Source organism: Psychrobacter sp. M17(2026) (assembly GCF_055699815.1).
Window position 1 is genome coordinate 1,474,613 of sequence record NZ_CM146741.1, and the last position, 19,985, is coordinate 1,494,597.

Below are 19,985 nucleotides of genomic sequence, written 5' to 3' on the forward strand. Positions count from 1 at the left end.
TAATTTGATATAAATAAAAGTCTAATTTAGGATAACTAAAAGATTTCATTTATTCAGAGCGCTGGTGCTATAATCTCTCGCAGCTTACAGCGATTCTTTAATTATCTGTATCGCTTATAAGACAATATAATCAATAAACCAATATCTAAAACTCAACAAAAAAGTTAGGCATCAGCACTAACGTTAAGGATGATTCAATGAGCATGGAAACACAAGACGGTAAGCTTTGGATGAATGGCACAATGATCGAACAGCCTGATGCCAAAATTCATGTGCTGACTCATAGTCTACATTACGGTATAGCGGTATTTGAAGGGGTACGTGCTTATCAAACGGATGATAAGCGCACTGCTATCTTTCGTCTAAAAGACCATACTGAGCGTCTATTAGGATCAGCGAAAATATTTCAGTTAGAGGTACCCTTCGATGCGGCAACCTTAGAGCAGGCGCATAAAGATGTCGTTAAGCAAAATAATTTAGCCGAAGCTTATCTTCGTCCGTTGATATGGATAGGTGCCGAAAAACTGGGCTTGGCGGCTCATAATAATAGCGTTAATGCTATGGTTGCCGCTTGGCATTGGGGCGCTTATTTAGGAGAGGAAGGTATTCAAAAGGGGATCCGTGTCAAAACCTCTTCTTATACTCATCATCTGCCAAACGTCACCATGTGCAAGGCAAAAGCCTCAAGCAACTATCCCGTATCAATCATGGCCAATCGCGAAGTCACGCGTAATGGTTATGATGAGGCGATTATGATGGACTCACAAGGCTATGTCTGTCAGGGCTCAGGTGAGAATTTGTTTCTGGTCAAAAACGGCGAATTACATACTCCAGATTTGGCTGGTGGCGCGCTAGATGGCATTACCCGTCGTACTATTATTCAGTTCGCTAATGACTTAGGCATAAAAGTCACTGAGCGCCGTATTACTCGTGATGAGTTCTATCTTGCGGATGAGATATTTATGACCGGTACGGCAGCTGAGGTCACCCCGATTCGTGAATACGATGATCGTACTATCGGCAATGGTGGCCGTGGCCCCTTAACTGAAAAGCTGCAAACTTTGTACTTTGACGTGGTGCATGGTCGTAATGAGCAGTACATAGACTGGTTAAGCTTTATTGATTAATTCAATCTAAAAATAATAGATGCTAAGTAAAAAGCCAATATTCAATAAATATTGGCTTTTTTCATGCAGTAGCAGAGTAAGCCTATTTAATTACCTTTTGTAATATCCGACCAACTCATCAGTCTAACCTCGTTTTGTAATAATAAATCTTCAAACTGATAGCTCATTAGCCACTCAAATTCACGCTCGCGTGCCTGCTTGATATCATCTTGCCAGCCACTATTAGGCACCGCTGGATGACACATAATCAGCGATGTTTTTATATCGCGTGGTAGACCTAACGGTACGGAGTGAATCGCAGGGGTAGTACTGCCATACTGAGAATAAGTGCCTTGCGAGGCAAGATTTACGTCCAAGTTGTATAAGCCTGGAGTGAGAAACCGAGTACGAGGCGCGGCGCTTAACCACTGATTCCAAAGCGCTGAGAGCTGCGCAGTATCGGTATCAAATCCATATACTCCGCCGAACTTGTCATTGGTCGTGATGTTATTGTCAGCGCATAGCTTACGCCAAGATTTGCCACCTAAATGATAGATAATTTGTGATTTTATATCGTTAACTAGCGGTGTAGTAACACGCGCACAAATAGTGCTCTGTGCTCCTTCACTATAGCGAGTAGTCAACGCTTTTATTAAGCACTGACGAATAACAGGGAACTGATGAATGTGTTGATGACCATCTACGAAGGCTGGCGCACGTCCAAAAGTATCCTCAAAACTATCAAATTGACGGTTGATAATATCAGTCACTATTGCAGGTTTGAGGCGACGCAGATAGCTGGTAATAAGAAGCGGCTTAAGCGATCCTAGTAAGTCTGATGGAAATATCCCCGTCAGATCTAAATGCAGACCCACATCGACGTTTAGCTCGCTTAGCCGACTTATAGTATCAGCGCTGATGCTACCTCCAACCATATAGCTACTAGCACCAATAAGCCCGCGTTCAGCCAAGCGGATAACCGCTTGATTAACCGCCTCTGACAAGCCTAAATCATCAACGTTAATGATAATAGCATGAGCATTATTAGTAGGAGTATTGGTCTGCTCTAGGTTTTGATTTTCTTTATTCATCATAGCTATAGAGTTATCGTTTTGAGAGTTGATATTTTCAGAGTTGCTGTTTTGAAAATTATTATCTTGAGAGTTATTAGTCATGATTTAAAGGCCCAAAGTTTACCTAATGCAAAAGTCATTACCGTAATAATAGCCGTGATTACCAGCCAAATAAAGATATAGTAACGCTCGCCAAACCAGTTAAGACCCAGTACGAATAGGCCTTGATTGGCAGCAAAGCCAATAACAGAGCTGGCAAACCATTTTAGTAAAGTGTGCAGAGCTGGCTTATCTTTGTAAAGGCTAGAGGTAGTCGATGTATTAAAAGTTAAATAAAAGTGACCCAAAAAGCTGACAATAAACGCCAATAAAAAGGCAATCACGTTAGCCCAAGCAGGGCTGATAGTCGTAAAGCTTACCACGCTAATGAGTACTAAAAAGTGCACAGCAGCGGCGCTTGCACCAACAACTAAAAACCATAATGCTTGGCGAGAGGCTGATTGAGTCAGAGCGATTTTATTCATTGAGAGTAGCCGTATTCTTGGCTTGAGTAGAGTGATAAATAGGATGACTGTCCCTAGCATTGTTTTCAATAGTGTCGTTTTCAACAGTGCCGCTGCCGTCCTTGATAGTAGCATCAACTGGTCTGCGGCTGCTAATGGTTTCATTGACTAAGTATAGTGGGCGCTGCTTTACCTCTTCGTAGAGACGACCGACATACTCACCGATGACGCCGATACATACCAATTGAATGCCCGTCGAAAACATAATACCAGCGGCTACGGTTGCCCAGCCTGCGACGTCACTACCAAATAATAGCGTCTCAATAACGATATAAAGGCCATATAAGAAGGCCAACGCGGAGACGATAAACCCCATGCGTGAGATCAGACGTAATGGTTTTTGTGAAAAAGAGGTAATCCCGACTAATGCCAGCTCAAATAGACTACCAAAGTTAAACTTGCTCTCACCTGTATCCCGATTGTCAGCGGTAAACGGCAAATATACCGTATTAAAACCGACCCAAGCGTACAAGCCTTTCATAAAACGTTGACGCTCAGGTAATGAGCGCAAGGCTTGTACAACCTTACGATTCATCACTCTAAAATCACCGGCATTAGGGCGAATCTCATAACGCTGACGATCTTGAATAAAATGATAAAAGCTGGCTTTAAAAGTTTTGGCTAGGCGGCTCTCATGAGGACGATTGGCCTGAATACCCGCTACCATATCGATATTTGATTGCTCAATCATAGTGATCATTTGCGCCAGTACGGGAAGCGGATGTTGTCCATCAGCATCTATCATAGCGACGATGTCACCCTCAGCTTGACGTAGACCGGCACTGAGGGCAGGCTCTTTGCCAAAGTTACGCGATAGACGTACCAACACCAGCTCTGTATGACTAGGGCGGCTTGGCATCAGCGCCGTTACGACTTCGACTAGATTGTCACTACTGCCATCATCAACGATAATAATTTCACAAACGATGGCTCTATTAATAGTGTTTTTACTGGGGCTATTTTTGATAGTACTATTTTCGACAGGGCTGTTTTTGACAGCGCTATCATTAGGTATAGCCAGCTTAGCCGAAAACTCAAACACTTGTGGTAAAAAAGCTTGCAGCGCCTTAGCATCATTATAGGCGGGCATAATAATAGACAAGTAAGGCGCGTAACTATAATCTTGCGGCATGCAGAACCTATATAGAGTTGCAAAAAGTATGGTGACAAAAATAAATGCTATCTAACTAAGAATGGCTAATGTATCAGCGCTAGAGAACTATTTAGCGCAGCGCGCAGGCACATAAGCTATCCAGTTTACCACTAATGGTTCAGTGATATTAGTCTCTCGCCAAGCCAGCTGCCATTGACCCTGTTTTTTGATCAATGAGTCGCTCTTTGAGTTATTAGAAGCGCTAGCATCTAGTTGATCTAATAAGGGTAGTACTACCTCGTCATCGCTCTGCCACATTACTAAAGTACCGTTTTGTTGCAAGCGTTTAATACTCATCCATGGAGAATGACTGGCAGGTCCTGAGATCATTTGTGAGGGAAAGCCATTATTTATCGCAACCAGCGCACCCAGCCAACGATCTCCTGATACGCTATCCAGAGGACAACTGCTAACCGATTGCCATGTTGTTAAAGCTTGCCCAGCCAATGCCTGTTCAGGCCACTGCATTCTTGATGACTTGTCTCGTAGCTTATCGCCAAAACCGACATACACTACCATAAGCACAGTCACCAGCGATAACCAAATAGCGAGCGCTTTGTGTAATTTACGGGTCATTAACGCTTGCGTTGTGGGTATAATAAATGAAGCCGCTAGCAGTCCTGACAACGCCCACATCGGCATACCCCACATATCGCGCAGACCCATACCAAACACTACACTTAGTACTACTAGCACTACGATTGGTGATAGCCACAGATACCACAGCAGCGATGCACCTGCTGGTAGATGATCTTTGTAATCACGCACAGCAAATAAGCGCTTACGGTTGAAGATAAGCATCAACAATAGCGGAACATGGGCAACAATTTGAGCGGTAATAAAGCCGATCCAACCGAAGTGGTTTTTGATCGTATCAGCCCCTTGTGTAACTTCGTTTGCGCGTCCGCTCGCGTAACCAAAGGGTAGCCAATCATGGGTCATGAGCCAATATAGATGCGGCGAAAATAGTGCCAGCATGATAAAGGCAGCAAGCCAAGGCTGTGGCTGTTTTAGCAATGGCCATTGTTTTGGTAATACTAAATACAATGCCATTGGCAACAGCAAAAATATCACGCTGTATTTGGTAAGCATACCAAGACCACCTAGCACGCCTAGTAATACCCAGTCCATCAGACGATTTTTGGTGAGAGCTTGATAAAAGACTAAGTATAAACCTGCCCAAATAGGAAATTGCGCCACATTATGATTAAACTCTAAACTAGGGTAGCTATAATAAACCACTGCTAAGGTCAAAGCGCTACCCAGTAACGCTATCGGCACTGACCATACTTGTTTTCCTAATTTATAGATAATGAATAAAGTGAGTAAAACGTAGAGTTGGCTGAGTAAATAAGGGCCGATATGACCAAACATTTGATAAAAGCTGTATAATATCCACGATGAAAGTGGGGGGTGTTTGTAATAACCCCACTGCCACTCGCTGCCCCAACTGACACCCTCGCTAACGTCGAAGGGTACACTACTCGCTAAAAAGGCGGGAGCAATAGACCAGATAACAAAATAGGCGAGTAATAATAGGCCAAACTTTCGCCATTGTTGCCATGTATTTTTATCAATACCTAAGTTTTTGTCATGACTATTGCGATCAGATTTAGGGTCGGCGCTCAAGAAAGGTTTATTATTAGAGGTCATGATTAGATACTTCTTATTGCGCAGAGAATGTGAACAGAGCTGAGAGCAAAAACTCTAGTCTAATAAGTATTATTTGTTTTAAATGATGATACGCCCTAGTATAAAGTCTATTGTTCAGAAGTCATAGTCACAATAAGCACTGCGCTGAACTTTATAAAGGGTTAGATGCTATCTTTAGGCACTATGGTTAGATAATATTTATAGATGACATTATTAAATTGATTGATAAGTATGACACTCTATAACTTATCTAATTTTTGAATATAAAATTTTTGGAACGCAGCATCGATTCTTGAAGTTCAGCATTAGTCGTGTGCTTTTAGTTAAATACTATATGATTATCGGGACGTCTTTTTATGAAGCATCATAGTAAATCTGCATTACTGGTTATTAATTGTCTTCAAGGAGGCGGTGCAGAGCGTTTTGTTTTAACTTTAGGACAAGGACTCTATGAGCTAGGGTTTGAGGTGCATATTGTCAGGTTTAAGCCATTGATCGAGTACGAGATTAATCCAAATCTTAACTATCATTTGATTAGATATAAACCTTATAAGCTAATACCAAGTATCACGGTTCGAGATAAACTGTTTGCAGCAGCACTTGATCGCTATGTGTTAAGTAAAATTGGTCAGCCTGCTATTGTATTATCAAATCTTGATCGCGCAGATAACGTTCTTAGTCACAGTCGCTTGCCAAATATTGTCAATGTCATTCACAACACTATCTCATTAGAGTATAAGTTTGATGAGATAAAAAATATTGCGCATATTAAGTCAAAACTGATTGATATTTACTCAAAGCATCCTTGCGTTTGTGTCAGTCGAGGCGTTATGAACGATTTTGTAGAAAATCTTGGTGATATTACACCGATTACCGCTATACATAATCCTATTGATCAGAAGGCAGTTCAAAAACTAGCCAATGCTTTTGTTCCTAAATCTCAAAACTATAAGTATCAAAACTATATTATTCATGTAGGCAGTTTTAAAGAAGCTAAACGCCACGACATATTGCTGAACGCTTATGCACAAACCGATCAATCCATGCCTCTATTGCTACTTGGTCAAGGTAAACATAAAAAAGATATGGAACAATTGGCAATTGATCTAGGTCTCAAGGACAAAGTAGTATTTTTAGGCTTTTGCGAAAACCCTTACCCGTTTATCAAGCATGCGCAATTTAAGATATTAACCTCAGATTGGGAAGGGTTCGCTATAGTCATTGCAGAAGCGTTAGCACTTGGCACACCTGTTATTAGTACTGATTGTCCGTCTGGCCCTAAGGAGTTGTTACCTGCGGCTAATCTGATGCCAAAAGGCGATATAGACGCTATCACTGCTACCTTGAGACGAGCTATGCAAAACCCCAAGCAGTTTTATGCTGAGTTTGATGAAGAGCTACTACCAACTGTCATTGCCCAAAAATACTTAGATTTTTCTCGAAATATATAGAGCTTACAGGTTTATACGTTATTGAGAATACCTTTCTCATCTTATATTGACAACATAATTGAGGATATATACTAATTAATTTTCTCAACAGAATTATTTTGGTTGTCAGACACTAAAAATGGTGTGCCTATGAGTATTTCTCTTACATTATATTTGTCTTTTATTTTTTCAGAACCTACTATAGTCATAATTTTATCTGATGAAGTACTCTTGAGATGCTGCCACTCTCTTGAAATAAACTCTCTAATAGGACTATTATATTTTGGGAACTTAAGTCTTTGTTCAAAACCAGTCAATACCTCTATATTAATTTCAGAAAAATTAGTCGATAGAAATTCCTTATAAAATTCTTGATAATTTTTGGTATATTTATTATCTGTATTCCAAGGCTTATTATTACTCTTAGATTAACACATGAAGTGCAATATCAAATGCGAGGTGAAAAAAAGACCTAGATGCGCTAGCATCAAAGTCTTTATCCACCGACCAAAGTGAGATTGCAACCATGAACTATACACATCTAAGCCTAGGAGAACGATACCAGATTTATGCCCTTATAGGGGCAGAACATAGTATTAAATTTATAGCTGACACATTAGGAAGAAGTCCTAGCACCATATCAAGAGAGATCAGACGCAATAAAAGCCTTCGAGGTTACCGAGCTAATCATGCTAATAACAAGGCTTGTGACAGACGCTCTAACAATGCTTTCACTATCATCGCTGATGTATGGGATTGGGTCACAGACAAGCTAAAAGACAGCTGGAGTCCTGAACAAATAGCCGGAGTTCATGGTGGTATTAGTCACATGAGCATCTATCGCTATATCTGGAGGGACAAGAGACAAGGCGGCAGGTTATGGCAGTATCTCAGACGCAAAGCCAAACCTTACCGTAAGCGACTAACGGCTGAGACCCGAGGCCGTATCAACGACAGAGTCTCGATTCATGAGCGCCCTTGTATTGTGGAAGAACGATCACGTATTGGTGACTGGGAAGCGGATACCGTTATCGGTCAGCATCACAAGCAAGCGATTGTAACGCTCGTTGAACGTAAAACAGGACTGCTTAAAATGAAGCGTGTGGGTCATAAAACGGCACAGCAAGTATCAGAGGCAATGATAGGTATCCTAAAGCCAGTGAAGTTACAGGTTAAGACCATTACCTCTGACAATGGTAAAGAGTTTGCTCAGCATAAGAAGGTGAAACAAAAGCTCTTTAGCGCTTTCTTCTTTGCCGATGCTTATGCGTCATGGCAGCGAGGAACCAACGAGAATACTAACGGCTTAATCAGAGAGTTCTTGCCTAAGGGTTGTGACTTTAGACAAGTCTCTGATAATGAGATACAGGACATTGAGAATAAACTAAACAACAGACCAAGAAAACGCTTAGGGTTTAAAACGCCTATGCAGGCGTTCTATAATATTAATTAGCGTTGCACTTGGTGTGTTAATCTAAGACTGATAAAATGAATAATATATGGATTCATGCTTTTTATGAGTTCACTAGTTAACTGATGTATTTGCCAATTAAAATCAAATGGTAATAGTGCTATATTGTCTAGTAATACTCTATTAAGGGCAGATTGATCATGGCACTGTAAGCTATCAGCATTATCAATAGCGTAATTAAAGACTTTAGAGAGTATCTCTTCTTTTACATAATTTTCAGTATTAAATACTAAAACTCCTGAATTGCGATAAATATGATCAAACTTATGATAAGAGCTCACATATTCATCTACTTTTTTTGCTTTTATTCTATGGGATGAGCGAAGATTAAGTTCAGTGATATCAGCTGCAGCGGCAACGCAAAAATCAGCGGGTAATGTTTCTACATGCTTTAATAAATCATCGTAAAAAGCCTTATTGACAAAAGTATCAGCATCTAGGTAAATAATATAGTGATAAACACCTTCAAAAATTTGAGGTAAAAATAATCGGTGATAAGCAGCTAAGCTAAGATGGCCTATAGGTAACGAATCTATACCATTGATGGATAGCTCAATAAAACGAATGCCTTTACCTTGAAACCTTTGGGGTACTTTGCTGATATCTGGCAGGCAAATACAAATGTCACAGGGCAATTCTGGATGTAACGTTATGAATTGTTCAGCAGCAAACAAAGCATAAGGTAAATAATTCTCATCAACACAAAATGCTAATGTATTCACATTATTCGCTTGACCTGTTTGCTTAGTAATACTTGCAGAGATATCCATAAAATGACTCTTAAATTTTGAAATAAAGATGGTTATTAATGTTGTTATTGAAACACTAAAATAGTAGATATTGGTTGCGTCTTTCAATGCATGTGGATAATAGCATAATGATAACCATTTAATTTATGATATAAATTTTATAAAAAGATCTGAACTATAGTTAATATTTATCATTCAGATCAGCCTCATAAATATTTTTTAGACTTATAGCTTTAACATTGTGATATACGAACTTGTTATTGGTAAGGCTACTATAAAAACAATATCAACCCAAATCATCGAACAAATATTGAGACACGGGCGAGTGGTTAATAACAGGCACACCATGCTGCTTGTACACCCGACCTAATAGATTCAGCGAAGGCACAATACGCTCGCTAACTGCTTTATCCAGCTTACTTGGTGCGCTATTTTCTGTATTCTCATAAAACCGTGGTAGATTACTATTGATTAGATCCACACCATATAGATGAATAGCGCCAGCGTTTCGTGAAAAAGCGAGCTGCGCGGCGACATAGACTACTGTTCCCGCTTCTACAAAGCCTTGAGTAACATCAAGAGAGACACCGATTGGCACGGGCTTATGCTCATTATCAATCACAAAATTAGGATCATTAGAAAAGTGAGACAATGGCTTTTTTTTGTTAAATAGCTTTTGCTTAAAAGATAATATATCAAACCCTAGCTTATTGGCTTTGACGCTCCAAGGTCTATCCACGGGATATAGTATACGCATCGAACTTGGATACTCACGAATAATATTAGGATGGCTTGCCGCTATTGCCTCAAACACAGCTAGGGTTGCATATAAAGGCTGACCATTATAATATTTTGTAAAAACCTCAGGCTGATGACTGATAAAACGGGCATCACTAATCACCCAACCGACTACATTATTAAAAGTATGCTCAGCAAGTAGACTGATACTGCCGTTGACAAATATAGTCGCGGTATCTACCAGCTCCAAAAATGTTAGATGCGCAATAGAAGGGCCTGAAGCAATGATATTAACCGCTTGCTGGTTTAAGCTTTGCCCACTTTGGTTGGCGTTAAAGCCATCAATAGTAATGGGCTGGTGGTCAATATCAAAGCTGGCGCAAGGGGGCAGTTGCAATATTATCTTCCCTGTTTATTCAAATCATTTAAAAGCATAAAGGTATAGCATATAGATAGTTATCAGGTTATCAGCGGCTATTTAGAATATTAAATAAAAATCACTAAATATAACTATTGCCAGTGCGCTTGCAGCCAAGGACTTGGTTTGATATGACGATACCATTTGCCACCAGTACCGTTAATAGCATCTGGCGGATTGATCTCACCATGAAAGATAACTATCTTAGCCCCATCAGGTAGCTTCGGTGTGCGAATAAAGTTAAAAGGAATAGGGGCGATGCATTGATACTTAAAGCTGACGCACCAGGTTTTATCCCAATATTCTAAATGATGATGCTCGCGCAGATAATTGGATAAATAGGCTTGCTCATGACGCACTTGGGTACGTATCGTTTCAAAGTTACGCTCAAAGTTTGCAAGCAGGTCAGGGTAGGTGTTCATACCAATGTTAAAACGATATACAGAGCTGTTACCGATCATCCGCCAAGGCTTTTTCCAGTCACGGATAATAACTACGCTATCCTCATGCGCCGCCTCATAAGTAAAAAATCCATCCATGTTAGCAACGATAACAATATCAATATCTAAAAATAGTGCCACACCCTTTAAGTCGTATAACTCAGGTTTAAACGTCGTAAGCTTCTTCCAGCCCCTCTCAGGACCTGCGGGCAGATCCATCTCAGGTATAGGATAGCACTGTATTGCAGGGTCGATACCGCTACTATCATCAGTCAAGCACACCATCTGAAAGTCTAAGGTTAGATGGCGGTTGACCATATTATATAAGCGATTGACGTACTCGCTACCGTACTTATTACCCCATTTCATGCAGATAATATAGCGCTGCTCTACTAGATTAATAGTAGTATCAGTTTGATTGGACAAGGTCGTTGTAGTTGTATCAGTAGCCATAAAATACTCATGTAGAGGTTAGGGAATACTCATATCAGTGATAGCAGTATAAAGTTGAATGAAGCATATCACCCATGATTATAAAAATCTAACCAGAGGGTTCATCAGCGTTATTAACTTCATTGGTATTGGTATCAGTGGTGAGCTTAGCGTTTGTAGCTTGAGTATTTGCAGTTTGAATAGTGCTGTTACGAGCAGTATTCATTTGCACAAATGCTGTTAGATCACTCTCACTAGCGCGATAGGGGTTGCCTAATTCAGGAATATGCTTAAAGCGCCTATAACCCCACATATAGTGACTACAATGTGGCTTTATGATACTCTCCATAGCTTGATTAAGCGCATGGGTTGAGATATTAGCATTACGATCATACAAATCGGGATTATCAAGCCGATAACAATGAATATTAAAGCCACGCCCATCACTGCGACGAATACAGGAGATACCTACCAAAGCACATTTAGTTTTGCTAGCCAGCTTAGAGGTCAAAGTACTGGTCAAAGTCTCAATGCCGAAAAACGGCACTACCACACCACCTGAGGGTTCAGGCACATGATCGGGCAGTATCATACTGAAGCCGCCTTGCTTTAAAGCCTTGAATACAGCTTTGACACCACTACCGTCAGTTGGAACTAAAGTAGCGCTAAGGCGTTGACGACCTTGCAATATAAACTCATTGGTCAATCTACCTTTTACGGGCTTATACATAATAGTCGGTGCGCCAAATTGATTAATCCACGCATTCATTATCTCCCAAGTCCCTATATGCGGCAAGATAGCAATCATACCGTTGGGATTGGCTAAACCTTCTAAAAGAATCTCTTTATCATAGACATCAATGATCTGATCTATGCTCCACTGCGGCGACATCGCCCAGCTTTTAATAGACTCCACGCTACTTAAGCACTGATTAAGCACAATCTGTTTATTAAGAGTATGCTTTTGCGCCTCAGACAAGGCGGGATCTATCAAAAGCGTATTGATGCGAATCGTGCGCAGCAAACTCGCGTTTGGCAGACGCATAATGATCCAAGCAACGCTACGTGCCAGACCGCGTAAAAGCGATAAAGGCACGTATTTGAACAAATGATAAGGGTTCATAACTATTCACAGAACAGTAGCTAAGACTGTATAAGATAATAGGGCCTGCTTGTGAATGATCAAGCAGACCCTAATACATTATCGAGTCATTTACTGTGCAGGTTGTTGTTTATTTGCATCAGCATCCGCTTGTGCTTTTTCGCGCACTCGAATACCTAGATCACGTAACTGTTTGCTATCGACACCAGCAGGTGCTTGAGTCAGCGGACATTCAGCGGTCTTAGTTTTTGGGAAAGCGATGACATCACGGATAGAGTCTGCGCCAACCATCAACATAATCAGACGATCCAGTCCAAAGGCCAGACCACCATGCGGCGGCGCACCGAATTTGAGGGCATCTAACAAGAAGCCAAATTTGTCTTCGGCTTCTTGTTCGCCGATACCCAAAGCTTCGAGCACTGCTTGCTGCATGTCATAGGTATTGATACGTAAGCTACCACCACCGACTTCAGTACCGTTTAGCACCATATCATAAGCGATAGATAGGGCAGCAGCTGGATCTGTTTTTAATGCTTCAACTGAGCCTTTAGGTTTAGTAAACGGATGATGCATGGACGTCCACTTGCCATCATCAGTCTCTTCAAACATTGGAAAGTCAGTGACCCATAGCGGTGCCCACTCGCAAGTTTGCATCTCAAGGTCGAGGCCGATTTTCTGACGTAGCGCACCCATCGCATCATTGACGATGCTGGCTTTGTCAGCACCAAAGAAGATGATATCGCCGTCTTCTGCTTGTGTGCGTTCAATAAGACTATTGAGTACCTCATTGGTCATGTTTTTGATAATAGGAGATTGCAGACCTGAGTCTTTATCGACGCCATTATTGATGTTGCTTGCATCATTGACTTTGATATAAGCCAAGCCGCGCGCGCCGTAGATACCAACAAACTTGGTATAGGCATCGATCTGCTTACGGCTTAGCGCGGCACCATTAGGAATACGCAGTGCGGCAACGCGACCTTTTGGATCGTTAGCAGGGCCAGCAAACACTTTGAAGTCAACGTCCTTCATCAAGTCAGCAACGTCTTGTAGTTTCAATGGGATACGCAAATCTGGCTTGTCGGAGGCATAATCACGCATCGCCTCAGCATAAGTCATACGCGGGAACGTCTCGAAATCAACATCCAACATCGTCTTGAATACATGCTTGATCAAGCCTTCATTGATACTCATGATCTCCTCTTCATTCAAAAATGAAGTCTCGATATCCACTTGGGTAAATTCAGGTTGACGATCGGCACGTAAATCTTCATCACGGAAGCATTTAGCGATCTGATAGTAGCGATCAAAGCCTGACACCATCAATAACTGCTTAAATAGCTGCGGCGACTGTGGTAGCGCAAAAAAGTTACCTGGACGCGTACGTGATGGCACAAGATAGTCACGCGCACCCTCAGGAGTGGCACGAGTCAAGATAGGCGTTTCAACATCTAAGAAGCCATGATCATCTAAATAACGACGAATGGCAGAGGTGGCACGGGCACGGAAAACCATACGCTCTTGCATCTGGGGGCGACGCATATCAAGGTAGCGATATTTTAGGCGTAGATCTTCAGAGACGGTCATATTCTCATCATTGAGCGGGAAAGGCGGGGTTTCAGACTTTGCTAACACCTCAATCTCTTTGCCCAATAGCTCTACTTGACCACTGGTCATGTTTTTGTTTTCAGTACCTTCGTAACGACGACGCACGCGGCCTGTTATTTTGAGGACATATTCAGGGCGAACCGCGTCAGCAGTGGCGAAAGCTTCAGGAGTGTCTGGATCGACAACCACTTGTAGGATACCTGCACGGTCACGCATATCTAAAAAGATAACGCCACCATGATCACGGCGACGATGCACCCAGCCGACGATAGTGATCGTTTGCTCAAGTAAATTTTCATTTACTGCGCCGCAATATTCATCGCGATAGCTACTATGTACGCTCATTTCACTTTCGGTAATAGATTTAGGTTGCTCAATGCTGCTGTCGGTCATAATAATAGTTATCCAGTTGTCTGCCCAATTCAAAAAACAATAATGCAGCCATCGTTAAGAGATTTCAACCAATTCAACAGTAACTAGCGCCAGTGATAGGCCTAGTGTGTTTGAATTAACTCGTTTATCGATAAATTCTAACGATTGGTTGCATACAAAAACGATAGGTTACATAAAAATAAATGTAAACGCATATTATGCCTAATGTGCTTTTGTTATACAACTATACTTATAGAACATAGAACATAGAACATAGAACATAGAACATAGAACATAGAACATAGAACACACCTCAGCTTTTTATTTAGCGAGGTTTTATTTTTATTCGTTCGCTAAATATTGGTGCGGTGCTTGAAACTCTGTGACATCGTGCACATATTAGGCTGAAGGTAAGCAGTTCTTGCTAATAAATCTTCTAAAAACTATTATCCCAAAGCTTATTTATATTAAGGAATACCGTTTATGCTATTTCATCCTCCTAAGAACCCTGTTGAGCTCAAAGTGCTCCATCTCAACAAAGCTCAAGAGCAACGCCGCGAAGATTTACTTGAGGCAACTCAAGGCAAAGCGGCACTCAAACAGCTCAAAAAAACAATGGCAAAAAAAGCCAAGCAGGCTCTAAAAACCAAAAACAAACGTAAAAATAAAAATGACAGTCAGCAAGTATTTGTACTGGATTTTGATGGCGATATAAAAGCTTCAGCAGTCAAGCATTTACGCGAAGAGATTAGCACCTTAATCAGCACGGCGAATGCAGGCGATGAGGTTATCATCCGCTTAGAGTCGCCAGGTGGGATCGTCCATGGTTATGGGCTGGCCGCCGCACAGCTAGTACGTCTAAAAGAAGCTGGTCTAAAGCTGACGATATGTGTGGACAAAGTTGCAGCCAGTGGTGGTTATATGATGGCTTGCGTCGCGGACAAAATTGTCGCTGCACCGTTTGCAGTTATTGGTTCAATTGGTGTGGTATCTCAATTACCAAACTTCCATAAATGGCTCAAAAACCACGACGTTGATTATGAGCAATTTACCGCAGGCGACTATAAGCGTACCGTGACCGTATTTGGCGAAAACGATGACGAAGATCGGGCTAAGTATCAACAAGATCTTGAGCAAACTCATGAGCTGTTTAAGCACTTCGTCAGCACTTATCGCTCTCAGCTTGATCTTGATAAAGTCGCCACGGGTGAGCATTGGTATGGTGAAGATGCGCTAAAATTAAAACTAGTGGATAAACTACAAACCTCTGATAGCTATATTTTAGAGCTAATGGCAGATAATGAAGTCTATGCGCTGCATTCTCGTCAAAAACCAACCTTAGCCGAAAAATTAGGCTTAGCACAAGCGGCAGAGGCAACGCTTAATATAGCAGTAGATAAACTGCCTGACGCCCTAGCGCGTTTGGACTTTAATAATCGATTCAATATTTTAAAGTAGCGTTGTTTACAGTAGCATTCATTAAAGTGGCACTTGTAAAAGTAGATTTATGCAGCAGTAATCCAATTTTTATTAAAGGCATTTGAAGGCAGCATCTGTTCTTATTTTGTAAAGGCGTGACCTAACTAGTCGCGCCTTTTTTGCTGTTTATTAGTAGGTGCTATGTTATAAATAAGTCTGCAAAAATAGTAAACGCCTGTACACTATAAATCACATGATGCTTTTTTGCTATTGTGGTCTATAAAATAAAAAGTTAAGGCAAAAAACGATAATATAAGGATGTTAATGATGTCTACTAGTGATTTGATGTTTACCACAAGCGCCCATGGTCAAGCAATGCATAGCCAAGTAAAAGAATTTATCGCCAATAAAATTGCGCCGATAGAAGCGCAGTTCTGGCAAGACTGTCATAAGCTCAATCCTGATGGAGACTGGAAAAAATGGCAGTGGCCAGCCGCTTATGAGAGCTTGCGTAAGGAGGCTCGTCAAGCAGGACTTTGGAACTTATTCTTGCCAGATGACACGCTTGGCGCAGGATTATCGGTTACGGATTATGCACCTATTGCCGAGCTGACAGGGCATAGTCTGCTCGCGCCGCATATCTTCAACTGCAATGCACCTGATAGTGGCAATATGGAGCTGTTATGGCGTTATGGCAGTCCTGAGCAACAAGAAAAATGGCTCACGCCGTTGCTAGATGGTAAGACGCGGTCGGTATTCTGTATGACTGAGCCTGCTGTAGCCTCAAGCGATGCCACTAATATGGAAGCAACCGCTGTCATTGAGGGCGATGAGATCGTTATCAATGGTAGTAAATGGTGGTCATCAGGTCTCGGTGATCCAGCAGTCGATTTGCTCATCGTTATGGCACATACCCCAGATGAAGCCCAAGATCGTCATCATCAGCACTCGCAGGTGCTAGTACCTGTTAATACTCCTGGCGTCAAGATTGAGCGGATGCTCAAAGTATTCGGTGATTACGATGCCCCGCATGGACATGGTGAAGTCAGTTTTAATAATGTGCGAGTGCCAGTAACGAGCTTTATCGGTGGTCCTGGTATGGGGTTTGAGATCGCACAAGGTCGCTTGGGGCCTGGTCGTATTCATCACTGTATGCGTTGTATCGGTGCAGCAGAGCAGGCCTTAGAGCTTGCCATTCATCGTGGTATGACTCGCAATGCCTTTGGCAAGCCTATACTACAATTGGGCGGCAATCTTGAGCGGATAGCGGAGGCGCGTATCAAGATTGATCAAGCGCGTCTGATGACTCTATATGCCGCGCAAAAGATGGATAGTCAAGGCACCAAAGCGGCATTAACTGAGATATCGGCTATCAAGGTTGTCGCGCCAACGGTACTACAAGAAGTCGTCGACATGGCGATTCAGATTCATGGCGGTATGGGAGTTTGTCAAGATACTATGTTGCCAGGCTTCTATGCGCAGGCTCGCGTGTTGCGTTTGGCAGACGGTCCTGATGAAGTTCACAAAACCATGATTGCCAAGCTAGAGCTTAAGCGTCAAGGGTTTAGCCGCAAGCGCTAACGATAGCAGTATCAAAGCTAGTAATGCTTAGGCATCTAATGCTCTATAGACTATCTAAGCTTAGCGGCTGGATAGTTTTTATAGAGTTTGTCACTGAATAAGCATTGACTATTGATAAACATAAACTATTGAAAAACGTAAAATCAAACCTACGATAAGGATTATCAGATGGCAGACAATAACAACAATAGAGATGAAGAAGTCTTAGATAAAGGTGATGACGTTCGTGAAGGCGAAGAGCTTGATGGAGAGGCTGTTAGCGTATGGCTGCGAGGTCAGGGTCTTGATGTTAAAGGCGATCCCATTATCACGCAATTCGCAGGAGGCGCATCAAACTGGACTTATCGTCTGCAATACAATATCCTCAATAAAGACAATAGCCTCAATGAAAACAATAGCCCTGATAAAAACCAAGATTTAATTCTACGTCGCCCGCCCAAAGGCACCAAAGCCAAATCGGCTCATGATATGGTACGTGAGTACACCGTGCAGCAAGCGCTGGCAGGTGTCTATCCTTACGTACCAAAAACGCTTGCGCTGTGCACCGATGAGACAGTTATTGGCGCAGATTTTTATGTCATGGAGCGCTTAGAAGGGATTATTCCGCGTGCTAATTTACCCAAATCGCTTGATTTGGATTCAACTCAAATCCGCAAGCTGTGTACCAATGTCATTGATGCCCTAATTGAGCTGCATCAAGTGGACTATCAACACCATCCCGATTTAGTAGCGCTAGGTCGCGGGGCAGGATATTGCGAGCGGCAGGTGACAGGCTGGGACAAGCGTTATGTCAAAGCTAAGACCCCAAATACCCCGAGCTTTGCGCTCGTTAGACAGTGGCTCAACAACCATATTCCTAAAGACAGTAAAACTTGTATCATTCATAATGATTGGCGTTTTGATAATGTGGTTTTAGACCCTAATGATCCCACCCAAGTGATCGGGGTGCTCGATTGGGAAATGGCAACCTTAGGTGATCCGCTAATGGATTTAGGGAGCGCATTGGCCTATTGGATCGAAGCGGATGACAATGCGATCATGCAACAAGCGCGTCGTCAGCCCACGCATCTAGAGGGCATGATGACTCGCGATGAAGTGGTTGAGTATTACCTCTCTAAGTCAGGACTCAAGCTCGATAATTGGGCTTTTTATGAAGTGTTTGGTCTGTTTCGCCTAGCAGGTATTATTCAGCAGATTTATTATCGCTATTATAATAAACAAACCAGTAACCCCGCCTTTAAGAACTTTTGGATTATCAATCACGTCCTCCATGCAAAATGCTTGAAGCTCATCGCCAAGCATGAGGGCGAAGCTATGTTTATGAGCTATGTGCAGCCGCACCTGCAAGATCGAGGCATAGATGCTGCTACTATTGAGCAACTACCAAGTCCATTACAAGCGGTGATAAAAAGCGTATTACCTAAAGCTTATTTTAAGCAAGAGATCGATGATGATTCAAAAAACACGGATGAATAACGGCGCTTACTTCTCTTAAATTGAGCCAGTAGTAACTATATAAATATAATAGGCCACTCTTTATGATAACCCTTCTGTTAGCTCGTCATGGACAAGCCTCCTTTGGACAAGAAAACTACGACCAACTCTCAGAGCTTGGGGTAGTACAGGCTAAGAGATTAGGTGAGCATTATGGCAGTACCCAGCGCCGTATCGATGCGATATTTAGTGGCAGCTTAGTACGGCAACGTGATTCAGCTGAGCACTTTTATCAAGCTTATCGGTCAGTCTCAAATCATGATTTAGGTATAAAGCCTATTTTTGATAAGAGCAATCCTGAGAGCTGTGTTTTGCCTATTTTTAACGAATTCAATCACGAAGATGTCTTTGTAAAATCCAATCCTACTTTATCGACGCAAGCTCAGATCGCAGCTGAGCTCAACCGTAATAATCAGCCTATTTCCCGTTTAGGTGAGTTATTTGGTCAAGCTATGCAGCGCTGGCATGCAGGCGAGCATGATGATGAGTACCTTGAGAGTTGGCCGCAGTTTAGTGCGCGGGCCGTGCAAGGGTTAGAGGAGCTACGCAACCAAGTTGACGCTATGCACAATCTAAATGCAGATAGCCTAGACGCAGACAGTACGGTGCTAGTATTTACCTCAGGTGGTGTCATCGCTGCTATCACTGCGCATTTATTGAAGCAAAGCAGTGCAACCGCTTATCAATTGACCCAAAGTTCAGTCAATACGGGCGTCACTAGTCTTGTTGTTCAACAGCAAAAGTTGCAGCTGCTCTCTTATAATGAGCACAGTCATCTGTTTAGCGAAGGCAAAAGTCTAATAACGAAGCACTAATAACGAAGCTTAAGTAACGAAGCACTAATAACTAAATGCTAATAAATGATCTAATAAGAATAGTCTTTGAGATAGTAATGAATTAAAGGTTAATTAACAGCTCCTACATAATTGTTATGCATAAGGAGAGTAATAACCCTTATAATAGCGACTTTAACTCGACAATTTTGGACTCAAAAGTCAAGCTTATTATCTTATATCTATAGACATCGAGAGGACTGTTTATGCAGCATAAATTATTTAATTTAGTGACCCAAACCGCTAAGCAAAGCAAAGATCAAGCTTATAGTGCTATTCAGCCTGCACGTTATCTAAAGGCGCGAAACAAAAAACAGGTCGGTCAAGACAAAACGGTTTTGATCACAGGT

The 19,985-nt window shown here is 41.9% G+C and carries 16 protein-coding genes; 7 read left to right on the top strand and 9 right to left on the bottom strand.

Going from position 1 to position 19,985, the window contains the following annotated elements; translation table 11 throughout:
- Nucleotides 1–197 precede the first annotated feature (197 nt).
- Nucleotides 198–1,127 (top strand): branched-chain amino acid transaminase, encoded by a 930-nt coding sequence (locus ACR63T_RS06295; protein ID WP_472785127.1) that lies wholly within the window; start codon nt 198–200, stop codon nt 1,125–1,127.
- A gap of 86 nt (nt 1,128–1,213) precedes the next feature.
- Here ACR63T_RS06295 and ACR63T_RS06300 read toward each other — a convergent pair whose 3' ends face one another.
- The 4 genes from ACR63T_RS06300 to ACR63T_RS06315 form a co-directional block, all read right to left on the bottom strand.
- Nucleotides 1,214–2,281 (bottom strand): ChbG/HpnK family deacetylase, encoded by a 1,068-nt coding sequence (locus tag ACR63T_RS06300; RefSeq protein ID WP_472785128.1) that lies wholly within the window; start codon nt 2,279–2,281, stop codon nt 1,214–1,216.
- Nucleotides 2,278–2,703: a GtrA family protein gene (locus tag ACR63T_RS06305; RefSeq protein WP_472785129.1), complete on the bottom strand. Its 426-nt coding sequence runs from the start codon at nt 2,701–2,703 to the stop codon at nt 2,278–2,280. Before ACR63T_RS06305 ends, ACR63T_RS06300 begins: the two co-directional genes overlap by 4 nt.
- Complete coding sequence (locus ACR63T_RS06310; protein ID WP_472785130.1) at nt 2,696–3,874, bottom strand: glycosyltransferase family 2 protein; 1,179 nt, start codon at nt 3,872–3,874, stop codon at nt 2,696–2,698. The genes ACR63T_RS06305 and ACR63T_RS06310 overlap by 8 nt, the downstream gene beginning before the upstream one ends.
- A gap of 87 nt (nt 3,875–3,961) precedes the next feature.
- Nucleotides 3,962–5,548: a glycosyltransferase family 39 protein gene (locus tag ACR63T_RS06315; protein ID WP_472785131.1), complete on the bottom strand. Its 1,587-nt coding sequence runs from the start codon at nt 5,546–5,548 to the stop codon at nt 3,962–3,964.
- A gap of 356 nt (nt 5,549–5,904) precedes the next feature.
- Here ACR63T_RS06315 and ACR63T_RS06320 point away from each other — a divergent pair, with 356 nt between their 5' ends.
- Nucleotides 5,905–6,999: a glycosyltransferase gene (locus tag ACR63T_RS06320; RefSeq protein ID WP_472785132.1), complete on the top strand. Its 1,095-nt coding sequence runs from the start codon at nt 5,905–5,907 to the stop codon at nt 6,997–6,999.
- Nucleotides 7,000–7,504: 505 nt separating this feature from the next.
- Nucleotides 7,505–8,431 carry an IS30 family transposase gene (locus ACR63T_RS06325; protein ID WP_472783565.1) on the top strand — a complete coding sequence of 309 codons (927 nt, stop codon included), beginning with the start codon at nt 7,505–7,507 and terminating at the stop codon, nt 8,429–8,431.
- On the opposite strand, the gene ACR63T_RS06330 is transcribed toward ACR63T_RS06325, so the two are convergent.
- From ACR63T_RS06330 to aspS, 5 genes are all read right to left on the bottom strand, one after another.
- A complete protein-coding gene (locus ACR63T_RS06330) occupies nt 8,428–9,219 on the bottom strand; it encodes a glycosyltransferase family 8 protein (protein ID WP_472785133.1) in 792 nt (263 codons plus the stop codon). The two genes, ACR63T_RS06325 and ACR63T_RS06330, sit on opposite strands and share 4 nt — an antisense overlap.
- A 265-nt stretch (nt 9,220–9,484) precedes the next feature.
- The gene (locus tag ACR63T_RS06335; protein WP_472785134.1) at nt 9,485–10,333 is read right to left on the bottom strand and encodes a hypothetical protein; all 849 of its coding nucleotides are present in this window, start codon (nt 10,331–10,333) and stop codon (nt 9,485–9,487) included.
- Between the two features lie 113 nt (nt 10,334–10,446).
- Nucleotides 10,447–11,163, bottom strand: a complete 717-nt coding sequence (locus tag ACR63T_RS06340; RefSeq protein WP_472785246.1) for a glycosyltransferase — start codon at nt 11,161–11,163, stop codon at nt 10,447–10,449.
- A gap of 172 nt (nt 11,164–11,335) precedes the next feature.
- Nucleotides 11,336–12,349: a lysophospholipid acyltransferase family protein gene (locus ACR63T_RS06345; protein WP_472785135.1), complete on the bottom strand. Its 1,014-nt coding sequence runs from the start codon at nt 12,347–12,349 to the stop codon at nt 11,336–11,338.
- Nucleotides 12,350–12,439: 90 nt separating this feature from the next.
- The gene (gene aspS, locus ACR63T_RS06350; protein ID WP_472785247.1) at nt 12,440–14,281 is read right to left on the bottom strand and encodes an aspartate--tRNA ligase; all 1,842 of its coding nucleotides are present in this window, start codon (nt 14,279–14,281) and stop codon (nt 12,440–12,442) included.
- Between the two features lie 510 nt (nt 14,282–14,791).
- Between aspS and sohB the strand changes: the two genes are divergently transcribed.
- The 4 genes from sohB to ACR63T_RS06370 all read left to right on the top strand — a co-directional run bounded on the left by sohB (nt 14,792) and on the right by ACR63T_RS06370 (nt 19,617).
- Nucleotides 14,792–15,766 carry a protease SohB gene (sohB, locus tag ACR63T_RS06355; protein WP_472785136.1) on the top strand — a complete coding sequence of 325 codons (975 nt, stop codon included), beginning with the start codon at nt 14,792–14,794 and terminating at the stop codon, nt 15,764–15,766.
- A gap of 306 nt (nt 15,767–16,072) precedes the next feature.
- On the top strand, nt 16,073–17,308 hold the full coding sequence (locus ACR63T_RS06360) for an acyl-CoA dehydrogenase family protein (protein WP_305900286.1): 1,236 nt from the start codon (nt 16,073–16,075) through the stop codon (nt 17,306–17,308).
- Between the two features lie 168 nt (nt 17,309–17,476).
- Complete coding sequence (locus ACR63T_RS06365; protein ID WP_472785137.1) at nt 17,477–18,784, top strand: phosphotransferase family protein; 1,308 nt, start codon at nt 17,477–17,479, stop codon at nt 18,782–18,784.
- A gap of 62 nt (nt 18,785–18,846) precedes the next feature.
- Nucleotides 18,847–19,617 carry a histidine phosphatase family protein gene (locus tag ACR63T_RS06370; protein ID WP_472785138.1) on the top strand — a complete coding sequence of 257 codons (771 nt, stop codon included), beginning with the start codon at nt 18,847–18,849 and terminating at the stop codon, nt 19,615–19,617.
- Nucleotides 19,618–19,985: the final 368 nt, after the last annotated feature.